This window comes from uncultured Psychrosphaera sp. (assembly GCF_947500655.1).
Classification (GTDB): Bacteria; Pseudomonadota; Gammaproteobacteria; order Enterobacterales; family Alteromonadaceae; genus Psychrosphaera.
Map to the genome: position 1 here is coordinate 59,041 of NZ_CANMSK010000004.1, position 18,552 is coordinate 77,592.

Sequence of the window (18,552 nt, forward strand, 5' to 3'; positions counted from 1 at the left end):
ATTCAGACGGACCAATGCCAGAACTACTAGAACAAGAATATAACATCCCAATTGACGAACTAAATACCGCCCTTAACAGCGGTATGTTTGTTCACGTTAGGAATATGCTTGAGTCTATGGCGGCATCGGATATCGCACTATTACTTCACTCCTCACCACCAAAAGCCAGAACCGTTATCTGGCAACTTATCGATTCTAATATTCAAAGTGAAGTTATAGAAGAACTTTCAGACGAAGTTCGAAACCCAATCTTACAAAATATGAGTCCAGAAAAAGTTGCAGAAGCAGCTGCCAATTTGGACGATGATGACTTTGCCGACGTATTACGTGGCATGCCAGATGCAGTATTTAAAAAAGTATTAAAGAGCATGGACAAGCAAGATCAAGTCCGTGCTAAACGCGTTATGTCTTATGCGGAAGAAACCGCTGGCGCGTTAATGAATACCGATACCATCACGGTAAGACCTAACGTAAGCGTTGACGTAATATTACGTTATTTACGTTTAAAGGAGTCATTGCCTGAAGCGACCGATTATCTATATGTAGTTGATAAAAACGATACTTTTATTGGTGAGGTCTCATTAGCTGCATTGTTAACATCGACAACCAGTAAACTTATTTCAGAAGTAATGGAAACGGATTTTGAAGTTATTCCTGCCACTATGCATGACTCAGAAGTCGCATCTTTATTTGAACGTTATAACTGGATCTCAGCGCCTGTAATTGATGAAAACGGCATACTTTTAGGTCGTATCACCATTGATGACGTGGTTGACGTGATCCGTGAAGATGCCGAACACTCTATGATGAGCATGGCCGGTCTAGATGACGAAGAAGATACTTTTGCACCTGCCATAAAAAGTACCAAAAAACGTTCAGTTTGGTTAGGTGTTAATTTATTTACCGCATTACTCGCAGCATTTGTTTCTAGCTTATTTGAGTCAACCTTAGATCAATTAGCTGTATTAGCTATATTAAACACCATAGTACCAAGTATGGGCGGTGTAGCCGGTAGTCAAACGTTAACACTTGTTATTCGTGGTATGGCAGTAGGACACGTTACCCAAGCAAATTCACGTTGGTTATTAGGCAAAGAACTCGCCATTGGCTTTTTTAACGGCCTTATTTGGTCTGTGTTAATCGCAGGTGTTGTTGCGATATGGAAACAAGACATCATGTTAGGAGCGGTTATTGCTTTTGCCATGATGATGAATTTAATTGCAGCGGGTTTAGCCGGTGTACTTATTCCATTAATGCTAAAAAGAATGAAGATAGATCCAGCATTAGCAGGTAGTGTAATTTTAACCACAGTTACTGATATTGTTGGTATTTTTGCATTCTTAGGTACTGCAACTTGGTTATTGATTTAATCTGCTATATTTAGCCTACATAAAATCGTTTTATGAATTAATCTGTATTGAATCGTTAATCACTTGGTATTCAAAAATTAATGGTTATAATGCGCGTCCTTTTACACCTTCTTTAATCGGGATATATAAATGCCTCAAATTGGTCAATCTTGTAACTTAGATGTCGTCAAAGCCGTCGATTTTGGTTTCTATCTAGATGGTGGTGAATTAGGTGAAATATTATTACCTCGCAAATACGCTCGCCCTGACTTAAAACCTGGTGATGATGTAAATGTATTTTTATATCTCGACTCAGACGATCGCCCTATTGCGACAACGCAAAGACCAAAAGCTAAAGTTGGTCAATTTGCTTATTTAAAAGTGAAAGAAGTGGGTCGTTTTGGTGCCTTTATGGACTGGGGTTTAGACAAAGATTTATTAGTACCTTACGGTGAACAGCATAAACCGCTTGAAGAAGGTTACTTTTACCTTGTCCGTGTTTACATTGACGATATTGATCATCGCATAACTGGCTCAACTAAAGTTGACCGATTTGTAATAGAAGATGGTACCGGGCAGTTTGAACCAAACCAACCCGTAGAATTAATTATTGCCAATACAACTGACTTAGGCTTTAAAGCCATAATTAATCACACTCATTGGGGCGTTTTGTTTACCGACGAAGTGCACCAAAGATTAAGTTTTGGCCAAGATAAAAAAGGCTTTATCAAACGTATTCGTCACGATGGGAAAATTGATTTAACCTTAAATGGCGGTCAAAAAACTCGAGACAAGTTTGCCAAGATCATCGTTGAATTTTTAGAAAAAGAAAACGGATTTGCTGCCGTTCACGACAAGTCTGATCCTGCATTAATCTCACAATTATTCGGTATGAGTAAAGCCGCATTCAAACGCGCTATTGGTGGTTTATACAAAGACGGTACTATTTCTATTTCAAAATCTGGTATTCGTTTAAACGAAGAAACAGACCAAGCAGAAGATAAATAACCTTATTAAATGAGCGTTTTAAAGTTAAAACGCTCATATTTATTTTTAAAAAAGAATTTCTAAAGCAAACGGTATAATAACAAGAGCCGCAGTTATATACCCCACCTTTTGGATATTCGGCGCGTAGTGATTCTTCAACCTAACACCAAAAACCACTCTTAATAATTCAACACGTCTTATCAATTCAAAACTAGCGATACAGCCTGCAATTGTAATTAGAATAACTAAAGTTGCTTCTAAGCTCATGCCCAACGAGTATTTCGAAAGCTCAAAACCAGCTGCAATAATAATAGTTTGATGAACAATATAATATGGATAAACTGCATCAGATAAATAACTGAGCTGTTTTGAGTTTTTATTTAAGTAACGGCTAGCTAATCCCATTACTGCTAATGCACACAGCATTCGATTTAAACCATGAATTAACTGACCTGCCATTAATAAGAATTCACTGGTATGAGTATCCGCTTCTAGCCAAACTAAGTTATAGAACGCAATCAAAGATAAATATGACACTAGTGCCGTTATACAAAAAGTTTTACAGTTATCTTTTATACGTTGCCAAAAAACAGGATGCCAACCAATTAAGTAACCATATAATAGAAAAGTAAACCCAAGTGCATTCCTGCTTGAATCTAAACTCATCTGAATAATAAAAATAGGTGTCGCCGCCAGAAATATGGCAACCACTGCATTCGTATTGAATAACTTGTCTGTTAATTTTTCTATAAACGCACTATTTAATAATGGTAACAATGGAATTATAAACAATGAATACTGCCATAATTCACGTAAATACCATAAATGGTTTACATCAATATGAGGCCAAATCCCGGGCTGATAATTAACAAACAATTCACTGTTACTGTCAAAAAATGCTTTGTAAAATTCCCAATAACTCAGGTTAAGATCGCCATTAAATGTCATTTCATAATACAACTGAGGTGGGATGATCACTAAAATGGCAAATAACAGAGGTAGTAACAAACGTATTGAACGTAAGCTAATAAATCTCCACAAAGACACCTTAGCTAAGATAAAACGAATTCCAATACCGGATATAATCCATAAGATGGCCATGCGCCAGGGTGACAATAACAGCATCAAATTTGCCAAACTTTCGGACTGATACTGACTTTTAATATGAAAGCCCCAGTCAGCCACATATAACATGCCTGAGTGGTAGATGATCAGTAAACCAAACACAATAACTCGTAACCAATCTAAATCGTAACGTCTTTTTGGCATGTCATTTTGCTTAGGTATAAACAATTCCATAAATTGTATTATTGTCACTTTAGCGCCTTAATTGAGTATGAATACTGAAGCTTAGGGTGACAGATGATGAATGATTTAAAACCTAATAGTGCTCAACATACACCCTGTAGGGATAAGTGGTGGTTAGTTGGGATGAAATTATTGCAAAAAATCCCACTTCGTTGAACAATACCCACATGATAAAACATCAACACTTTCAAAAGTATCAAGCTTGGTATGAAACCATCATTGTTTCAGTTTATATCTTGCTCAATAATACAATTAACGCTACTTCTATGATCATGGAGGAAAGCCGAAATTCTGATACATTGCCCTTCTTAATTTGGCAGCCTTTTTTGTTTGAATATTCCAGTGCTATTGGCTCCGTATTACTTCTCCCTGCAATAGGCTGGTTATTGAATAAACGGCCTATTTTGTCAGAAAATTTTAAACGTACTTTTATCATCTATTTATTCGCGTCTATTGTTTTTTCACTTTGCCATATAACTATCATGGTGTGGCTGAGAAAGTTAGTTTATTGGACGCAAAACTTAACTTATGATTTTGGCGATTTATTATTTGAACTTGTATATGAATACCGAAAAGATCTTTGGTCATTTATATTTTTTGTCATGGCTATTTTAAGTTACCGATTTATATTCAGTCGACTACAGGGTGAAGCCAATGCCATTAACCAAGGTGAAGATAAACCAGTTACCAACAATATCGATCGTTTACTGGTAAAAAAGTTAGGCAAAGAGTTTATTATTAAAGTTGAGGATATTGAGTGGTTTGAGTCTTCTGGGAACTATGTAAATTTGCATATTCAAGGACGTATTTATCCTATGCGCACGACCATGAACAACTTGATACAGCAAATACAAAATGAAGGTTTCTGTAGAATACATCGTTGTTATGGCATTAACTTAGATGCCGTCACTTCCATTACCCCATTAAGCAGTGGAGATAGTGAAATAAAGCTAAATAACGGCAAGACATTAACTCTATCTCGCCGTTATAAAGAGGAATTTAAGCTCAAAATTGATAATGTTTAATTATGTTATTGACATTAAATTATTAATTTAAAGGGACTTATGAAAAAATCAAATCTATTAAAGCTAATCTCATCATTACTTCTACTCACATTAGCAAATCAACTTTTGGCTGCTCAATATGAAGACGATGACGAACCAATCGATGAAACCATTGAAGTTATCGGTAATAAACTAGAAGATGAACTATTGCCTGGTGGAGGCTTTTTTTATGGTGGTAGTTCAAGCCCACCAAGGTCAGGTGGCAGTAACACTCAAAATGAAAAAGATACAGAAAAAGATACAGAAAAAGAGTTTAAAGAAAATGTGGAGGTTGCTCACTCAACTTGTAGAGCGTATACAAGCGCTAATTACGCTTCAGCTTTAAAATCACAATGTCTTAGTGGTGGTCAATTTACTATTGGCTCAAACGGTTTAATTTCTGGTTCAGTGACACTAGATGCATATAACCAATGTAAAGATTTACAAGAAGCATATAGAGATAATGGTTATGATTCTTGTGCTGTAGTTAAAGCTGTTAGAATTAAGGCTTGTTAATGAAAAAAATCATCGCAATACCAACTATAATATTACTAGGAGCGCTGGTAACAATGTTCCCAAGGTCTAATCATATCTGCGAATTAGATTGCGATGACCCTTCCCCTAAAAATAACCTCAAAACACCTGTTACATCCAAAGATAAAGCTCATTTAGAATCAGAGAAAACAACAACCTCGCTTAAAACAACAGGTGTTACATCTGAAAAGCTTAAGAAGGTGCCTTTAGATGGTAACTGGTGTGACGCGAAAAAAGATCTTACACCATCCGACTTTGACCTTGTAGAAAAAGCAAATGAAGATTGGCAAGTTTATCTAGGAAAAGCATTTACCAAACGCGGTAATGCTGTACACCTTGGCGATGAGCATCATGACAATAATCAGTATGTCGCGCCTTACCAAGAATTATCACCTAGAGAACTTGAACAACTAGCTTATTCTGGTGACAAGTGGGCCATGATTACATTTGTTCAAAGTGGTAGCTTTAAGCAAAGAGATAAAATGAAGCAAATAGCTAATAAACTATTGATATCAGGGGCTCTATACCACTCGATTGAATTCCTAACCATTAATGAACTAGCTGCTGCGAAGTCAAATGCCAGACTTGAGAAAATTGATAAAAGTAATCATCACATGATAAATGCAATTACTTATGTGATGCTAGGTCTACAACATTATACTGACAGTGGCCTAATTGCTTACCTAGGTAATATTACAAGAAATGAAATTTACCAAGATATCTTAGATCCACAAAGAATAATCAATGAAAACCGACAAGAGTTTTTGGACAATTTTCAAAACTTAATCGGTGACATTAATAAAGCTAGAGAAGAGCAATCCATTCAGTTCGAAGAACCTAACTTGTTTGTGAAAAAGTTGTTTGAAGAGCGATTAGCAATCATTCAATATGGTAGAGATAAACATATTAAAGGCCTGCTAGAATTAGCCTTACCAGCCAGCAGTCTGTTAACTCAAACAACATGCAAAAGATTGATTATGAAAGAACTTGCTGAAACTAAATAAACCTACTTTGTGTGGATTTAGCGGAACAAAAGTTTTCCATAGGCAAACTTTTGTTCCGTTCACTTAAAGTTAATATAAATACTAATTACCCGCTATTTGCATATTTTCAATTAAAATAGAACCTGTTTGTACTGCGCCACGTTTTTCTACGTCCCCACCAATTCCGACTATCTGCTTAAACATATCGGCTAAATTACCTGCTATGGTAATTTCAGAAACTGGATATTGAATTTCTCCATTTTCTACCCAAAAACCAGCGGCTCCACGACTATAATCGCCCGTTACTGTGTTTACACCTTGGCCCATTAATTCGGTTACTAATAAACCTTTATCCATTTTTTTAAGCAGAGCTGTTAAATCCGAGTCTGTTGCTTGCACTAACCAGTTATGAATACCACCAGCATGACCTGTGCTTTTCATACCCATTTTTCGAGCTGAATAACCCGTTAGTAAATATGTAGTTAATACGCCGCTTTCAATGATTTCTCTATCATGTGTCGCGACACCTTCAGAATCAAAAGGGCTACTTGCTAGGCCTTTTAATGTATGTGGACGTTCACTTACATTAATAATGTCAGGGAAAATAGACTTACCTAAGCTATCCATTAAAAAGGAAGACTTACGATATAAACTCCCACCACTTATGGCAGAAACTAAATGACCAAATAAAGATGAAGCAATTTCAGCATGGAAAATTACAGGTAGCTGACAAGTATCTAACTTTCTTGCGTTTAGCATAGACACAGCCGCTTCTGCTGCTTTTTGACCAACTAAGATTGCGCCATCTAATTTATTAAATTCACGGTCAACGGTATACGCATAATCTCGTTGCATCTCGTCACCGTCTTGCGAAATAACAGAGCAACTCAAACTATGGCGAGTGCTTGGATAACCTTCAATAAAACCTAGGCTATTACCGTAGACTTTAAAACCTTGATAACTCGACAATGAAGCGCCGTCTGAATTAGTAATACGTTTATCAAATTCAAATGCGGCTTTTTCAGACTCAATACAATATTCGAGCCCTTGCTCTGGGGAAATTTGATGTGGATGAAATAAGTCTAAATCTTGTATGTTAGTCGCTAATTCGTGTTGTTCAACCAAACCAGAGAATTCATCGGCTGACGTATATTTTGCAATATCAACAGCCGCTTTTACCGTTTGCTCTAATGCGGCATGGCTCAAATCTGCCGTTGAAGCTGAGCCTTTATGTTTGCCAACATAAATAGAAATACCTAAAGCGCCCTCTTGATTGAACTCAATATTTTCCAGTTCTTGGCACCGACTTGACACCGTAATACCTTTTGATTTGCTAATGACAGCTTCGGCCGAATCAGCGCCATATTTTTTACTAAGTGATAATAAATCGGCGATTGCGGTCTTAACTTGATCTATATCGTTAAAAATATCGGTTTTAGTTGTCATAAATACTCAAAAATACTGGTTAATTTGCGCTTGGCAGCATACCATAAATCATATATTTCAAGTTATTAAATTCGATTGATTATTTACCTATGACTAAGTCCTATTATTTATTACCAGATGACGAAAATTACGTCAGCAAAGCCGAATTAAAAAAAGAAGAAAAAGAGTTACAAGCTTTTGCAGAGCAACTTGTTAATTTAGGCAAATCACAAAAAAAACAATTATCAGCCAGTGACGAATTACAGGCTGCTTTTTTGTTAGCGGATAAAATATCTAAAAAACCAGATGCGCTTCGTCGTCATATGCAATTCATTACTAAGCAACTTAAAGACGAAGACTTAGATAAGTTACGCGCTGAATACGACCGTATTATGTCGCCTAATTTAGTTTCTGATAAAGCAATGAAGAAACTTGAAAAGCTAAGAGAAAAGTTACTAAAAAATGGTGACGAAGCGATAAACGAAATAGTCGCATTACACCCAACTATTGAGCGTCAAAAGATGCGTCAATTAGTGCGCCAAGCTAAAAAAGAAGTTGAGAAAGAACAACCAGGCAAAAACTACAAAGAACTATTTCAATACCTTAAAACAGAAACCGCTAGTTCGTAGTTTGCTAGTTGTTACTACTGCCGAATTATTAAATTTAAGCCTGAACAATAAATACAAAAAAGCCCAGTTACTTTATAAGTAACTGGGCTTTTTTATGGTTAAACGCCTTTACTAATTACTGAGTTCCACCAACGGTGATCTCATCTAGTTTCAATGTTGGTTGACCAACGCCAACAGGAAGACTCTGACCGTCTTTACCACAAACACCAACACCTTTATCAAGCGCTAGGTCATTACCGACCATAGAAACCATAGACATAGCGTCTGGGCCATTACCAATAAGTGTTGCACCTTTAACAGGTTTAGTTACTTTACCGTTTTCAATTAAGTAAGCTTCCGACGCTGAGAATACAAATTTACCCGATGTGATATCCACTTGACCACCGGCAAAGTTAGTAGCGTAAATGCCATTTTCAACACTGGCAATAATATCTTCTGGCGTACTTTCGCCCGGCAACATGTAAGTATTCGTCATACGCGGCATAGGTAAATGCGCATAAGATTCACGACGTCCGTTACCTGTAGGTTCAACACCCATTAAACGAGCATTTAATTTATCTTGCATATACGATTTCAAAATACCATTTTCAATTAAAACGTTATACTGAGCAGGTACACCTTCATCATCAATATTCAAAGAACCACGGCGATTCAACATAGTGCCATCATCAACAATGGTACAAAGATCAGAGGCTACCTTCTCACCCATTTTGCCACTGTAATTACTTGAACCTTTACGATTAAAGTCACCTTCAAGTCCATGACCTACAGCTTCATGCAATAACACTCCAGGCCAGCCAGAACCTAACACAACTGGCATAGTTCCAGCCGGAGCTTCAATTGCTTCTAGGTTGATTTTAGCCATATGAATTGCATCATCTGCAGCTTGTTCGTAACGTAAACGGCCATTTTCAATCTCTAAAAAGTAACCGTAATCAGTACGGCCGCCAATACCAGCTCCGCCGCGCTCTTTTCTCTCACCTTTTTCTAATACAACTGAGCAATTTAAACGAATTAATGGACGAGTGTCCGTTGCCCAAGTGCCGTCTGTCGCAGCCACTAAAATTTGTTCAAACACACCCGTTAAGCTCACGACAATGTTACTAGCTTCTGGTGCTTGTTTGCGAATATAACTATCAACACTTTTTAACAAGGCAACTTTATCGTCGTTACTCATCGCTTCTAACGGCTGACAAGGCGTATAAATTTCTTTGGCTATGGTTTTGTTAATTAACTTTTGTTTTGCATCAGCTCCCGCTGCAGTAATGCTTCTTGCTGTACCAGCCGCTTCCATTATTGCAGGAGCGTTTAGTTGATCAGAGTAAGATAAACCAGTCTTTTCACCACTTACCGCTCTCACGCCAACGCCTTGTTCAATATTGTATGAACCATCTTTGATAATGCCATCTTCCATTACCCAAGATTCATGAGCACTGGCTTGAAAGTATAGATCGGCGTAATCAAGTTTGTGCTCTAACATGATTGCTAAACCATCTAGCACGTCTTGTTGAGTCAAGTTGTTTGCGGTTAATAATCTCTGCTCTACTGAGTTCAAAGTAATTCCTATTTGTATAAATATATTATATTCAATTGTTAGTCTTGCGAGCTGTTTTTTACATAACGACTAACAAACTTATTATGCTGCTTTATCGGCATTGACTTGCGTACTTTGGTTAAACCATCTTTATTTAACTCAGCACCAAACAAGCCTAATTTTTTCTCGGCGTTAAATAATACAGTACCCCAAGGATCAACTATCATACTGTGACCAAAAGTTTGTCTACCATTTTTATGAGTGCCAGCTTGATCACAGCCTATCATGTATACCTGATTTTCAATTGCTCTGGCTTGTAATAATATTTGCCAATGAGCAGCGCCGGTTTTTTCAGTAAATGCACTTGGTAATACAATAGCATCAACGCCTTCATCTCTTAATGCTTGAAATAATCCAGGAAAGCGTAAGTCATAACAAATCGCGAGACCGATTTTGCCAAATTCAGTATCAAAGCAAACAACTTGATCCCCGGCAGACCAACTATCAGACTCTCGGTAACTACCAACACCATCTTCGACATCGACATCAAATAAATGAATTTTTTGATAATGCGCTATTAGTTCTCCAACTGGTGAATAAACTAAAGTGACTGGTTTTACTTTGCTTAATTTACTATTTCCATTGTCTAAGATAGGCATAGTGCCGGCGACTAAATAGATAGAATATTGTTTTGCTAAAGACGCTAAGCGAGATTGAATTACCCCATTATTTAGCGGCTCGGCAATATCAGAGTTAGCTCTATCGCCAACACCAAAAGCAGCAAAGCATTCAGGTAACACAACAATAGCATTGGTTAAATCTGCCGTTGTTTTTGTTAACTCTTGTTCAATAAATAATAAGTTCTCATCCACGTTTGGGCTAGAGCACATTTGCAAAGTATAAACTTTCATCTATTTATCCTCAGTTGTAAGGGTTTGCTGTTCTCGCTTAGCTACAATTTTTGGTATTTTTTCTCGTTTACTAAATTGCTTCACTTCTTTAACTGTAGGTTTATCTAAATCCCCATTAACTTTAAATAAGAATTCAAAAAGTTCGGCACTCTCTATCACTTTATCCAGAGCCATCACACCTAAAAAAGTAGCTGGATTTACTGCTGCCAACCAGACAATAAGAGGATAATTAGAGGTGACTTTAGGCTTAAATGTTACATCGTAATCTAGCGTTCTCATATTCAAATCAGTATTTCCAACTAAGGACATATCACCCGCAATAGCATCCATACGAATATTATCGGAATATCCAACACCATCAATTAATGTAACACTTCCTTTGAGGTCGTTATAAAACAGCCCTTTTGAAAACACATCTTTGAAATCTAACTTTAACTTTCTATATAAAGAATCAAAACTGAATAGAGAAACCCAACGAGCTCCTTGATCATTTATTTCACTCAAATAACCTTCGCCCAACTTAAAGTCAGCGTGGCCGTTTAATGTTGCAAAGTCTAACCACTGTGGAGCGCTTTTCCATTCCACATCTATATTAATTGATGCGTCACTTTCCTCTATCCCCGTTGATAAATTGTATTTTTCTAGCCATTTACCAAAATATCTTGATTTAACATTACCTTTTACATACGTTCGGCCTGAGCCTGAGTTACCAATCCAACGACCGGTTAAATCAATAGCGTTTCGTTCATAATTTAGTTTGGCTTTATCTATTATTAACTCAGGTCCTACTGAATAGGCAGATAAGCTAATTTTACCTAGTGGCATTCCATTATAAAAACAACTTGCACAGTCAAATTTAATTGGTGGTAAACTACGAATTAAGTCATCTGAGTTTTCCATACTCGGTTTAACATTATTTACGATTTCAACTGGCCTAACCGTTTCAGGATTGACAGGAACCGTCACTAATTCCGAGCCCAAACGTAAAAAAGAAGAGTTAATCTCTATACCGTCTTTTTTAATATCATTATGTATAGTTATGTCTGTTAATGTTTGTTTTGCCCCTAAAGAAAACAACCATGAATCTTTTTGTGGTTTTGCATCCAAACTTACATTTTGTAAATCCTGTCCTAAAATAGACAAATGCTGAATACTGCCAAATATATGATTTGGCTGATCTATAAATCCAACTTGAGTAGGGTCGCTGTCAGGTAAATCACCAATTAGATCTAAAACAAAAGCTAAAACAGGTTCAAATTCTAGTGATTTTTCTTCTATTGAAATATCAAAACCAGACTCAGGTAGTTGAATGGCACTTTCGCCAATACTTAAATGGGCTTGTTCCATTCGGCCTGATTCGGCCATGACCTTACCTTCAAAAAACAGCTTATTGTCTAATTCCACATTTAATTGGCCACCATTTTGATCGCCTAACATGGAATAGCTTAAACTTGCAGGTACGCCAAACTCTTTCACAATTGACTTAGTTACGTCATAAGAGGTATTTGTTAAGTCCGAACTACCATCGACAAAATACTGAAAACCATCGGATTCAATATTCACACTAACATTAACCAATGATGTCTGTTCCCCATCAAAGTAACTCATTAACTTTAGAGGATGTTTAGACGCTATCGTATCACGCTCAGATTCGGCTAATAGGTTGGCATCAATGAAATAACTATCATCTTTTTCATATCCATTAACCTCTAAACTAATTGGCAGTTTAAATAATCTACTATCCTTGCTCTCAACTTTAAATGTTGAATTTTCAAAAGTAACGATTGAATTTACATCTTCAAAGTTCAAGTTAATCTCAGGTAAACTGAGATCTGCATTATTAGTTTTAACACGTCCCCACGCTAATACTTCTGGAACTTCACCATCACTATTGGGCTCATCAGACAAGGGAATTGATATATTGACAGCTGCTGTAGATTCACCCTTTAATTTTACAAACTCAAACACATCTCCCAAAATATCTTTTAATGGCGTTGTCTCTATCAGGCTATGAAAATCTTCTAGCATTAAGTTTTTTGGGGTTAACGACAGTTTTAACTTCAATTGCTGGGCATCTAATGCAATATCAGCTTCAGTATCATGGTCTATCTTCAAACTAGAAAATTGACCTGCGTCTACTTTAATCGTCATTAAACTGTCTTTAATTAGCAGTTGAGCGTCCATATTTTCGATAGCTGGCCAAGTAGGGTCAAACTTAAACTGCCCTTCCTTTATCAAAGCTTTAAGAACAAAAGTGCCATAGTTTGAACTATTCGATACATCACTATATGGCATCTTTGTCGGATCACCACTGATGGCAACTTGAGTCAATTCACCTCGCCCTTTTTCAATGGCCGACATCAAATAATCATAAGTCTCTGTAGGTATTAGATACTTGGGTAAATACTGACGAATAGAGCCTAACTTAGGGCCTTCCACTTCGCCATAAAGGGTAAAGTTGGGTGTATCAAAGTGAGTGTACTGCGCCGCTACATTAATATTTACATCTTGGTTTTTCACTGTGATTTTTGGCAAGTTCACAGTAATACCATTATCAGTATGTTTTACATGTGTCATTACACTAAATTCAGAGTAGTTAAAGTCTTGACTAAAAGTATCTTGCGTATGAAATTTATTATCTTGACCCGTTAACTCAAACCACCCCTCCTTATCCGACCAATAACCATTAAGATTTAATCCGTCAATTCCTAAATAAGCGGTATTTTCTGATGTAGTCGGTGCCAAACTTAAATTAGAAATATGAGTGGCTGCTTTTATTTGGTTATTTTGATCAAGCTGTAATTTAAAGAAGTCTAGTTCACCGCTAATTTCTGACTCAGCTAAAATACCTAAACCTTTAGTAACAGAGAATAAAGAAAAAAGCCGAGATATTGGCTGAATATCTCCTTCGATAACATTGAGCTGAGCATTACTACCATCAGAGAAAGCTGATAAATGAAAACCATCATATTCATCTTCACCATTATTTAATGCGATATCATTACTAAACATGGACCAGCCAGTGTTAGATTTTGACCATTGTAATTTGGTAGATTTAATACCTAAATACTGCTGTTGTTCTGCTTTTTGCCAATGAATACCGGAGTCTGAGATATCAGCAACAATGTCATTAACAAGACCATCTTTTACATTCCCCCAAACTTTTAAATTAGCTTCACTCGACTCTAGATTTACATGCTCACTTATAAATTGAGTTAACCAAGGAGAAATATCTAATTTTGCAGCCTCTAAATAAATTTGGCCAAAAATGTTTTGGCGGCGTTGACCGTATAAATCGACAATTAATGTCGCAGAATTGCTGGCAAATCCATCAACCGATAATTCGCCACTAGCTTGGTGACGATTTCCATCGTTGATCCAACGTAATGAATCAATTTGATAATTTTGTGTTCGCCCTTGTTTATGTCGCACTTCAACTAAACTATTTATAACTTTAAAAGAGTGTAGTTGTGACAAAAATAAGTGACTTAAGTTTTCAAATAGTTGACCACCATTCGATTTTGGTCTGACTTTATAAAATACATCACTATTAATTTTGGCATCAAGCCCATCCAATAGAAATGTACCACTGGCAAATCGTTGTTCTAATAATGATTGCCAAAAATTTATTTCTATTTCAGTTTTTTTAATTGCAATGTCCAGCGGTGTGCTAGCGGTAGGTGATACTTTTAATTCATGTAGAATAATAACAGGACCAGACGACTGCCAAGTCGCGCTAATGCCCCCTATGGAAATTTGAGCATTAAAGTTTGTTAACAGGTATTCTTCAACGTCCGTTTTATAATCATCGGCATACGGTAAGGCAAACTTGAGCAGGCTGATAGCAACCGCGAATAAAATAACAAGAGATGCAAAAAATACCCACATTGTTTTTACAATGCGTAGCGTCGTTTTCTTTAACAAGATATCTCTCTTAATAAGCAATAAATACTCAATTTATTAACTTCTAACTTTTTCAAATTATTCTACTTACTATAAATGGAAATTGTTGTTCAATAATAGCTATGTTCATAATACCTTTTTCATCATTTTTTGCAGTAAAATCTAGCGTTAATGATAGGTATAAACAGTAAAATATACTTTATTTTGTAAGCTAATATGAAAAATACTTAACTTTATGATTAAACCTTATCAATTATTTACTTACAGCACACTAAAGTTACCTATTACTTATGGGGGCTATTTTAATTAATTGGCAATTACTATTATTCACCAAGTCTGGTTTATCTACTGCGCCTAGTTCGTAATCCATGTTAAAGTAGACCTCTTATTACAACCCTAATATTAGTCTTTTACTGAATGAATAACGCAGATCCACACAACAGTTTATTAACTGAAAAAATCAAGCTTTGGGGCCAAGAACTTGGCTTTCAGCATGTTGGTATTTCAGATATAGACTTATCTGCACAAGAACCCAAAATGTTAGATTGGTTAGAAAAAGGCTTTCACGGTGAAATGCATTACATGGAAACCCATGGAACTAAACGTAGCCGACCTGCTGAATTATTGCCCGGTACAGTGTCTATTGTTTCCGTTCGCTTGGATTACCTGCCAGAAGATGCGAAGTTTGCCTCAACGTTAGAGCAACCAAATCAAGCCTTTATCAGCCGCTATGCACTTGGCCGTGATTATCACAAGGTGATCCGTAATAAGCTAAAAAAACTCGGACAGATGATAGAAAAAGAAATTGGGGTAGATAACCTAGCCTTTCGTCCTTTTGTTGACTCAGCTCCTGTATTGGAAAGACCAATTGCAGAAAAAGCAGGGTTAGGTTGGACGGGTAAACACTCACTTCTTTTAAATAACCAAGCTGGTAGCTGGTTCTTTTTAGGTGAGTTATTTTTACCTATTGCTTTGGAACAAGACCAAGCTGTAGAAAATGAATGTGGTGCTTGTGTTGCTTGTATTACAACGTGTCCAACTCAAGCTATTGTTGAACCTTATGTAGTTGATGGTCGTAAATGTATTTCATATTTAACCATTGAGCTAAAAGGCAGTATTCCAGAACAATATCGAAAACCAATGGGTAATCGTATTTATGGCTGTGATGATTGCCAGCTTATATGCCCTTGGAATCGTTTTGCTCAATTATCTACTGAACCTGACTTTGCGCCTCGTTCACAACTGAACTCAATTAGTTTATTAGAGCTGTGGCAGTGGCAAGAACCTCATTTTTTAAAAATGACCGAAGGCAGTCCAATAAGACGAATAGGCTTTGAATGCTGGATGCGTAATATCGCAATTGCACTAGGCAATGCACCATTTAGTTTAAAAGTCGTAGAGCAACTTAACAGCAAGTTAACGCTTATTTCCGATATGGTAGATGAGCATATTCAGTGGGCATTAGAACAGCAACAACAAAAAGCGAATGATAAAGGGGTAGATTCAAGGAAACTAAAACGCCTTATCAAAGCCATTAAAATCGGTTTACCAAGAGACGCTTAATGCAACAAAAAAACGACTAAATGTAATGATACTAAGTTCAAAATACACAAACGCCACTTATTTCAAACATCAACCCACTAGTACAGGATAAAGTGAAGCGAGTAATAATGTTGCCATCACAGCATTAAACATTCGTAACCGTTTAACACTTGATAACATTTTCTGAATTTTTAATCCCAATACAACCCATACACTAATTGAAGGTAAATTTACCGCGCCAAACACTAATGCCACAATCATGACTGAAGTGATATCTCTCTCTGGCGCATATATACCAATTGCAGTTAATGCCATGGTCCATGCTTTTGGATTTACCCACTGAAATAATACAGCTTGAATAAATGAAAATGGCTTAACGTTATTACTATTACTATTTTCTGGCTGAGCTGCGGTTGCTACCTTATAAGAAAGATAGCCCAGATAAATAACACTACACCATTTAAGTATTAAATAACTTGCCGGGTACAAGTCAAAGACTTGCATAATACCAATGCCCACTAAAGCAACCATCAAAGTAAAACCAAAACCAACCCCAAACATATGAGGCAAGGTCTTACGAAACCCAAAGTTAGCACCTGAACTCATCAGCATTAGATTATTTGGCCCTGGTGATATTGAGGATGCGAAAGCAAAAAGCATTAAAGCCATGATTATATCTAAGGTCACTATTTTTCCTTTATCTAACGATTTATGCATCCACACCTTGATGTAGAAAGCGTGTTTATACCAATTGAATTAAGATAAATACTATAAACAACTTCCCACGAAATTAAATTGTCTTTATTGTGTCATTCATAACCTAAGGACAACAAATGATTAAAATAGATAAATTTTCTGAACATATATTGCGTGAATTAAAAAAAGACGGTCGAATTAGTAATATCGACTTAGCCGACAAAGTAGGATTATCACCTTCAGCTTGTTTACGTCGAGTTCAAGAATTAGAAAAACAGGGCGTTATTCGAGGTTATCGAGCAATTCTCGACAATCATAAATTAGGTATAGGATTTAGTGCATTTGTTACCGTTGGTTTATCTATTCATACTAAAGATTCACAACGAGCTTTTGAGCAAGCGATAACCAATTCAGACGAAGTGCTCGAATGTCATAACGTCACAGGTTCATTTGAATATATATTAAGAGTGGAAACGGCTGACTTATTAGCATATAAAGTCTTTCACACCGACGTATTAGGTGACTTACCACAAGTTGCGACCATTAGTACTCATGTGATTATGGAGTCAGCAAAAGATCAAAATAAATAATATTAGAGCAGTATTAATAAAAGTGAGTCTCCCTAATAACTAAACTGCTTTTTAACGCGGCCTGTTAAACCACATAATAATTCATATGAAATACTATTGGCATGACGAGCAACACGTTCTATCGCAAGTCCATCGCCCCACAGGATAACTTCGTCACCTATTTCTACAGGTGAATGAGCTCCAACGTTAACCGTGATCATATCCATAGAAACACGGCCAACTAGAGGATATTCGATGCCGTTGATTAAAACTGGAGTACCATTTTCGGCATTACGTGGATAACCATCACCATATCCCATAGCAACCACAGCGACTTTAGTTTCTTCTGCTGCGGTCCAAGTTGCACCGTAACCTACAGAGTCGCCTTTTTTCACATCTCGCACAGCAATAACACTGGTTTTTAATGTCATAACTGGTTTTAAGTCATGTTCTGCAGCATCAGAGTTTGCCATACCAGAAGCGCCATACATCATAATTCCTGGACGGACCCAATCTTTATGTGCAGCAGGTATCGACATAATAGTCGCAGAATTTGCTATTGAATGCTCACAAGGGAAATCCCCAGCAAGTTGATTAAATAAGGATAATTGTTTTTGATTTAATGGATTGTCTTGTTCATCAGCACACGCCATATGTGTCATTAACGTGATTAAACCCAATACATTTTTATGTTGGAATAATGCTTTATAACAAAATTCAAAATCAGATGGCGGTAAACCAATACGGTGCATACCTGTGTCTAATTTTAGCCAGACTTTTACCGGACGAGGCAAGTCAGCATTAATGAAATCAATGACTTGTTGTTTGGTATGTAATACCGTTTCGAGTTGTTGTTCTGCAATAGTGAACAACTCAGTTTTATCAAAAAAACCTTCCAATAAAAGAATAGATTTTTGAATTCCAGCGGTTCTCAATTTAATTGCTTCTTCTAACCGAGCTACACCAAACGCATCAACATTAGTGAGAGCCTCTGCAATCTCTAAATAACCATGACCATAAGCATTCGCCTTTAACATAGCTAATATTTTAGAAGTGGGCGCTAACTTACGGACAACTTCAATATTATGCAATAAAGCGGTTAGGTTGATTTCAGCAACGGCAATTTTCATAAGTTTCTA

Annotated in this window: 15 protein-coding genes; 8 read left to right on the forward strand and 7 right to left on the reverse strand. The window is 36.7% G+C overall.

The features are described from left to right. Positions 1-14: 14 nt before the first annotated feature. The gene (gene mgtE / locus Q0940_RS05020; RefSeq protein ID WP_299264968.1) at positions 15-1,370 is read left to right on the forward strand and encodes a magnesium transporter; all 1,356 of its coding nucleotides are present in this window, start codon (positions 15-17) and stop codon (positions 1,368-1,370) included. A gap of 129 nt (positions 1,371-1,499) precedes the next feature. Then, the gene (locus Q0940_RS05025; RefSeq protein ID WP_299264972.1) at positions 1,500-2,357 is read left to right on the forward strand and encodes a S1-like domain-containing RNA-binding protein; all 858 of its coding nucleotides are present in this window, start codon (positions 1,500-1,502) and stop codon (positions 2,355-2,357) included. Between the two features lie 45 nt (positions 2,358-2,402). Here the strand turns inward: Q0940_RS05025 and Q0940_RS05030 are convergent, their stop codons facing one another. Next, positions 2,403-3,653 (reverse strand): acyltransferase family protein, encoded by a 1,251-nt coding sequence (locus Q0940_RS05030; protein WP_299264975.1) that lies wholly within the window; start codon positions 3,651-3,653, stop codon positions 2,403-2,405. A 161-nt stretch (positions 3,654-3,814) separates the two neighbouring features. Here Q0940_RS05030 and Q0940_RS05035 point away from each other — a divergent pair, with 161 nt between their 5' ends. From Q0940_RS05035 to Q0940_RS05045, 3 genes are read left to right on the forward strand one after another with little or no spacing between them, the layout of a single operon-like run. Beyond that, the gene (locus Q0940_RS05035) at positions 3,815-4,669 is read left to right on the forward strand and encodes a LytTR family DNA-binding domain-containing protein (protein WP_299265467.1); all 855 of its coding nucleotides are present in this window, start codon (positions 3,815-3,817) and stop codon (positions 4,667-4,669) included. A 39-nt stretch (positions 4,670-4,708) separates the two neighbouring features. Continuing rightward, on the forward strand, positions 4,709-5,203 hold the full coding sequence (locus Q0940_RS05040) for a hypothetical protein (RefSeq protein ID WP_299264977.1): 495 nt from the start codon (positions 4,709-4,711) through the stop codon (positions 5,201-5,203). Beyond that, entirely contained in the window at positions 5,203-6,225 is a 1,023-nt protein-coding gene (locus Q0940_RS05045) for a hypothetical protein (RefSeq protein ID WP_299264981.1), read from the forward strand. Before Q0940_RS05040 ends, Q0940_RS05045 begins: the two co-directional genes overlap by 1 nt. A gap of 81 nt (positions 6,226-6,306) precedes the next feature. Here Q0940_RS05045 and pmbA read toward each other — a convergent pair whose 3' ends face one another. Continuing rightward, positions 6,307-7,650, reverse strand: coding sequence for a metalloprotease PmbA (pmbA, locus tag Q0940_RS05050; RefSeq protein WP_299264984.1), 1,344 nt, complete (start codon positions 7,648-7,650; stop codon positions 6,307-6,309). Between the two features lie 89 nt (positions 7,651-7,739). On the opposite strand from pmbA, the gene yjgA reads away from it, so the two are divergent. Continuing rightward, entirely contained in the window at positions 7,740-8,258 is a 519-nt protein-coding gene (yjgA, locus tag Q0940_RS05055) for a ribosome biogenesis factor YjgA (protein ID WP_299264989.1), read from the forward strand. A 115-nt stretch (positions 8,259-8,373) separates the two neighbouring features. Here the strand turns inward: yjgA and tldD are convergent, their stop codons facing one another. The 3 genes from tldD to Q0940_RS05070 are packed head-to-tail and all read right to left on the reverse strand — an operon-like array spanning position 8,374 to position 14,627. Continuing rightward, entirely contained in the window at positions 8,374-9,813 is a 1,440-nt protein-coding gene (gene tldD, locus Q0940_RS05060) for a metalloprotease TldD (RefSeq protein ID WP_299264993.1), read from the reverse strand. Positions 9,814-9,851: 38 nt separating this feature from the next. Further along, the gene (locus Q0940_RS05065) at positions 9,852-10,703 is read right to left on the reverse strand and encodes a carbon-nitrogen hydrolase family protein (RefSeq protein ID WP_299264996.1); all 852 of its coding nucleotides are present in this window, start codon (positions 10,701-10,703) and stop codon (positions 9,852-9,854) included. Continuing rightward, the gene (locus Q0940_RS05070; RefSeq protein ID WP_299264999.1) at positions 10,704-14,627 is read right to left on the reverse strand and encodes a YhdP family protein; all 3,924 of its coding nucleotides are present in this window, start codon (positions 14,625-14,627) and stop codon (positions 10,704-10,706) included. A 396-nt stretch (positions 14,628-15,023) separates the two neighbouring features. On the opposite strand from Q0940_RS05070, the gene queG reads away from it, so the two are divergent. Beyond that, a complete protein-coding gene (gene queG, locus Q0940_RS05075) occupies positions 15,024-16,169 on the forward strand; it encodes a tRNA epoxyqueuosine(34) reductase QueG (RefSeq protein WP_299265001.1) in 1,146 nt (381 codons plus the stop codon). Positions 16,170-16,238: 69 nt separating this feature from the next. Here the strand turns inward: queG and Q0940_RS05080 are convergent, their stop codons facing one another. Continuing rightward, positions 16,239-16,865 carry a LysE family translocator gene (locus Q0940_RS05080; RefSeq protein WP_299265004.1) on the reverse strand — a complete coding sequence of 209 codons (627 nt, stop codon included), beginning with the start codon at positions 16,863-16,865 and terminating at the stop codon, positions 16,239-16,241. 116 nt (positions 16,866-16,981) lie between these two features. Here Q0940_RS05080 and Q0940_RS05085 point away from each other — a divergent pair, with 116 nt between their 5' ends. Then, positions 16,982-17,434 (forward strand): Lrp/AsnC family transcriptional regulator, encoded by a 453-nt coding sequence (locus tag Q0940_RS05085; protein WP_299265006.1) that lies wholly within the window; start codon positions 16,982-16,984, stop codon positions 17,432-17,434. A gap of 32 nt (positions 17,435-17,466) precedes the next feature. Here Q0940_RS05085 and alr read toward each other — a convergent pair whose 3' ends face one another. Beyond that, complete coding sequence (alr, locus tag Q0940_RS05090) at positions 17,467-18,543, reverse strand: alanine racemase (RefSeq protein WP_299265010.1); 1,077 nt, start codon at positions 18,541-18,543, stop codon at positions 17,467-17,469. Positions 18,544-18,552 lie beyond the last annotated feature (9 nt).

What these genes read in the sequence shown, in the direction of transcription:
- mgtE (WP_299264968.1), top strand. Translation starts at nt 15, where the DNA reads ATGCCAGAACTACTAGAACAAGAATATAACATCCCAATTGACGAACTA.
- Q0940_RS05025 (WP_299264972.1), top strand. Translation starts at nt 1,500, where the DNA reads ATGCCTCAAATTGGTCAATCTTGTAACTTAGATGTCGTCAAAGCCGTC.
- Q0940_RS05040 (WP_299264977.1), top strand. Translation starts at nt 4,709, where the DNA reads ATGAAAAAATCAAATCTATTAAAGCTAATCTCATCATTACTTCTACTC.
- Q0940_RS05045 (WP_299264981.1), top strand. Translation starts at nt 5,203, where the DNA reads ATGAAAAAAATCATCGCAATACCAACTATAATATTACTAGGAGCGCTG.
- pmbA (WP_299264984.1), bottom strand. Translation starts at nt 7,650, where the DNA reads ATGACAACTAAAACCGATATTTTTAACGATATAGATCAAGTTAAGACC.
- yjgA (WP_299264989.1), top strand. Translation starts at nt 7,740, where the DNA reads ATGACTAAGTCCTATTATTTATTACCAGATGACGAAAATTACGTCAGC.
- Q0940_RS05065 (WP_299264996.1), bottom strand. Translation starts at nt 10,703, where the DNA reads ATGAAAGTTTATACTTTGCAAATGTGCTCTAGCCCAAACGTGGATGAG.
- queG (WP_299265001.1), top strand. Translation starts at nt 15,024, where the DNA reads ATGAATAACGCAGATCCACACAACAGTTTATTAACTGAAAAAATCAAG.
- Q0940_RS05080 (WP_299265004.1), bottom strand. Translation starts at nt 16,865, where the DNA reads ATGCATAAATCGTTAGATAAAGGAAAAATAGTGACCTTAGATATAATC.
- Q0940_RS05085 (WP_299265006.1), top strand. Translation starts at nt 16,982, where the DNA reads ATGATTAAAATAGATAAATTTTCTGAACATATATTGCGTGAATTAAAA.
- alr (WP_299265010.1), bottom strand. Translation starts at nt 18,543, where the DNA reads ATGAAAATTGCCGTTGCTGAAATCAACCTAACCGCTTTATTGCATAAT.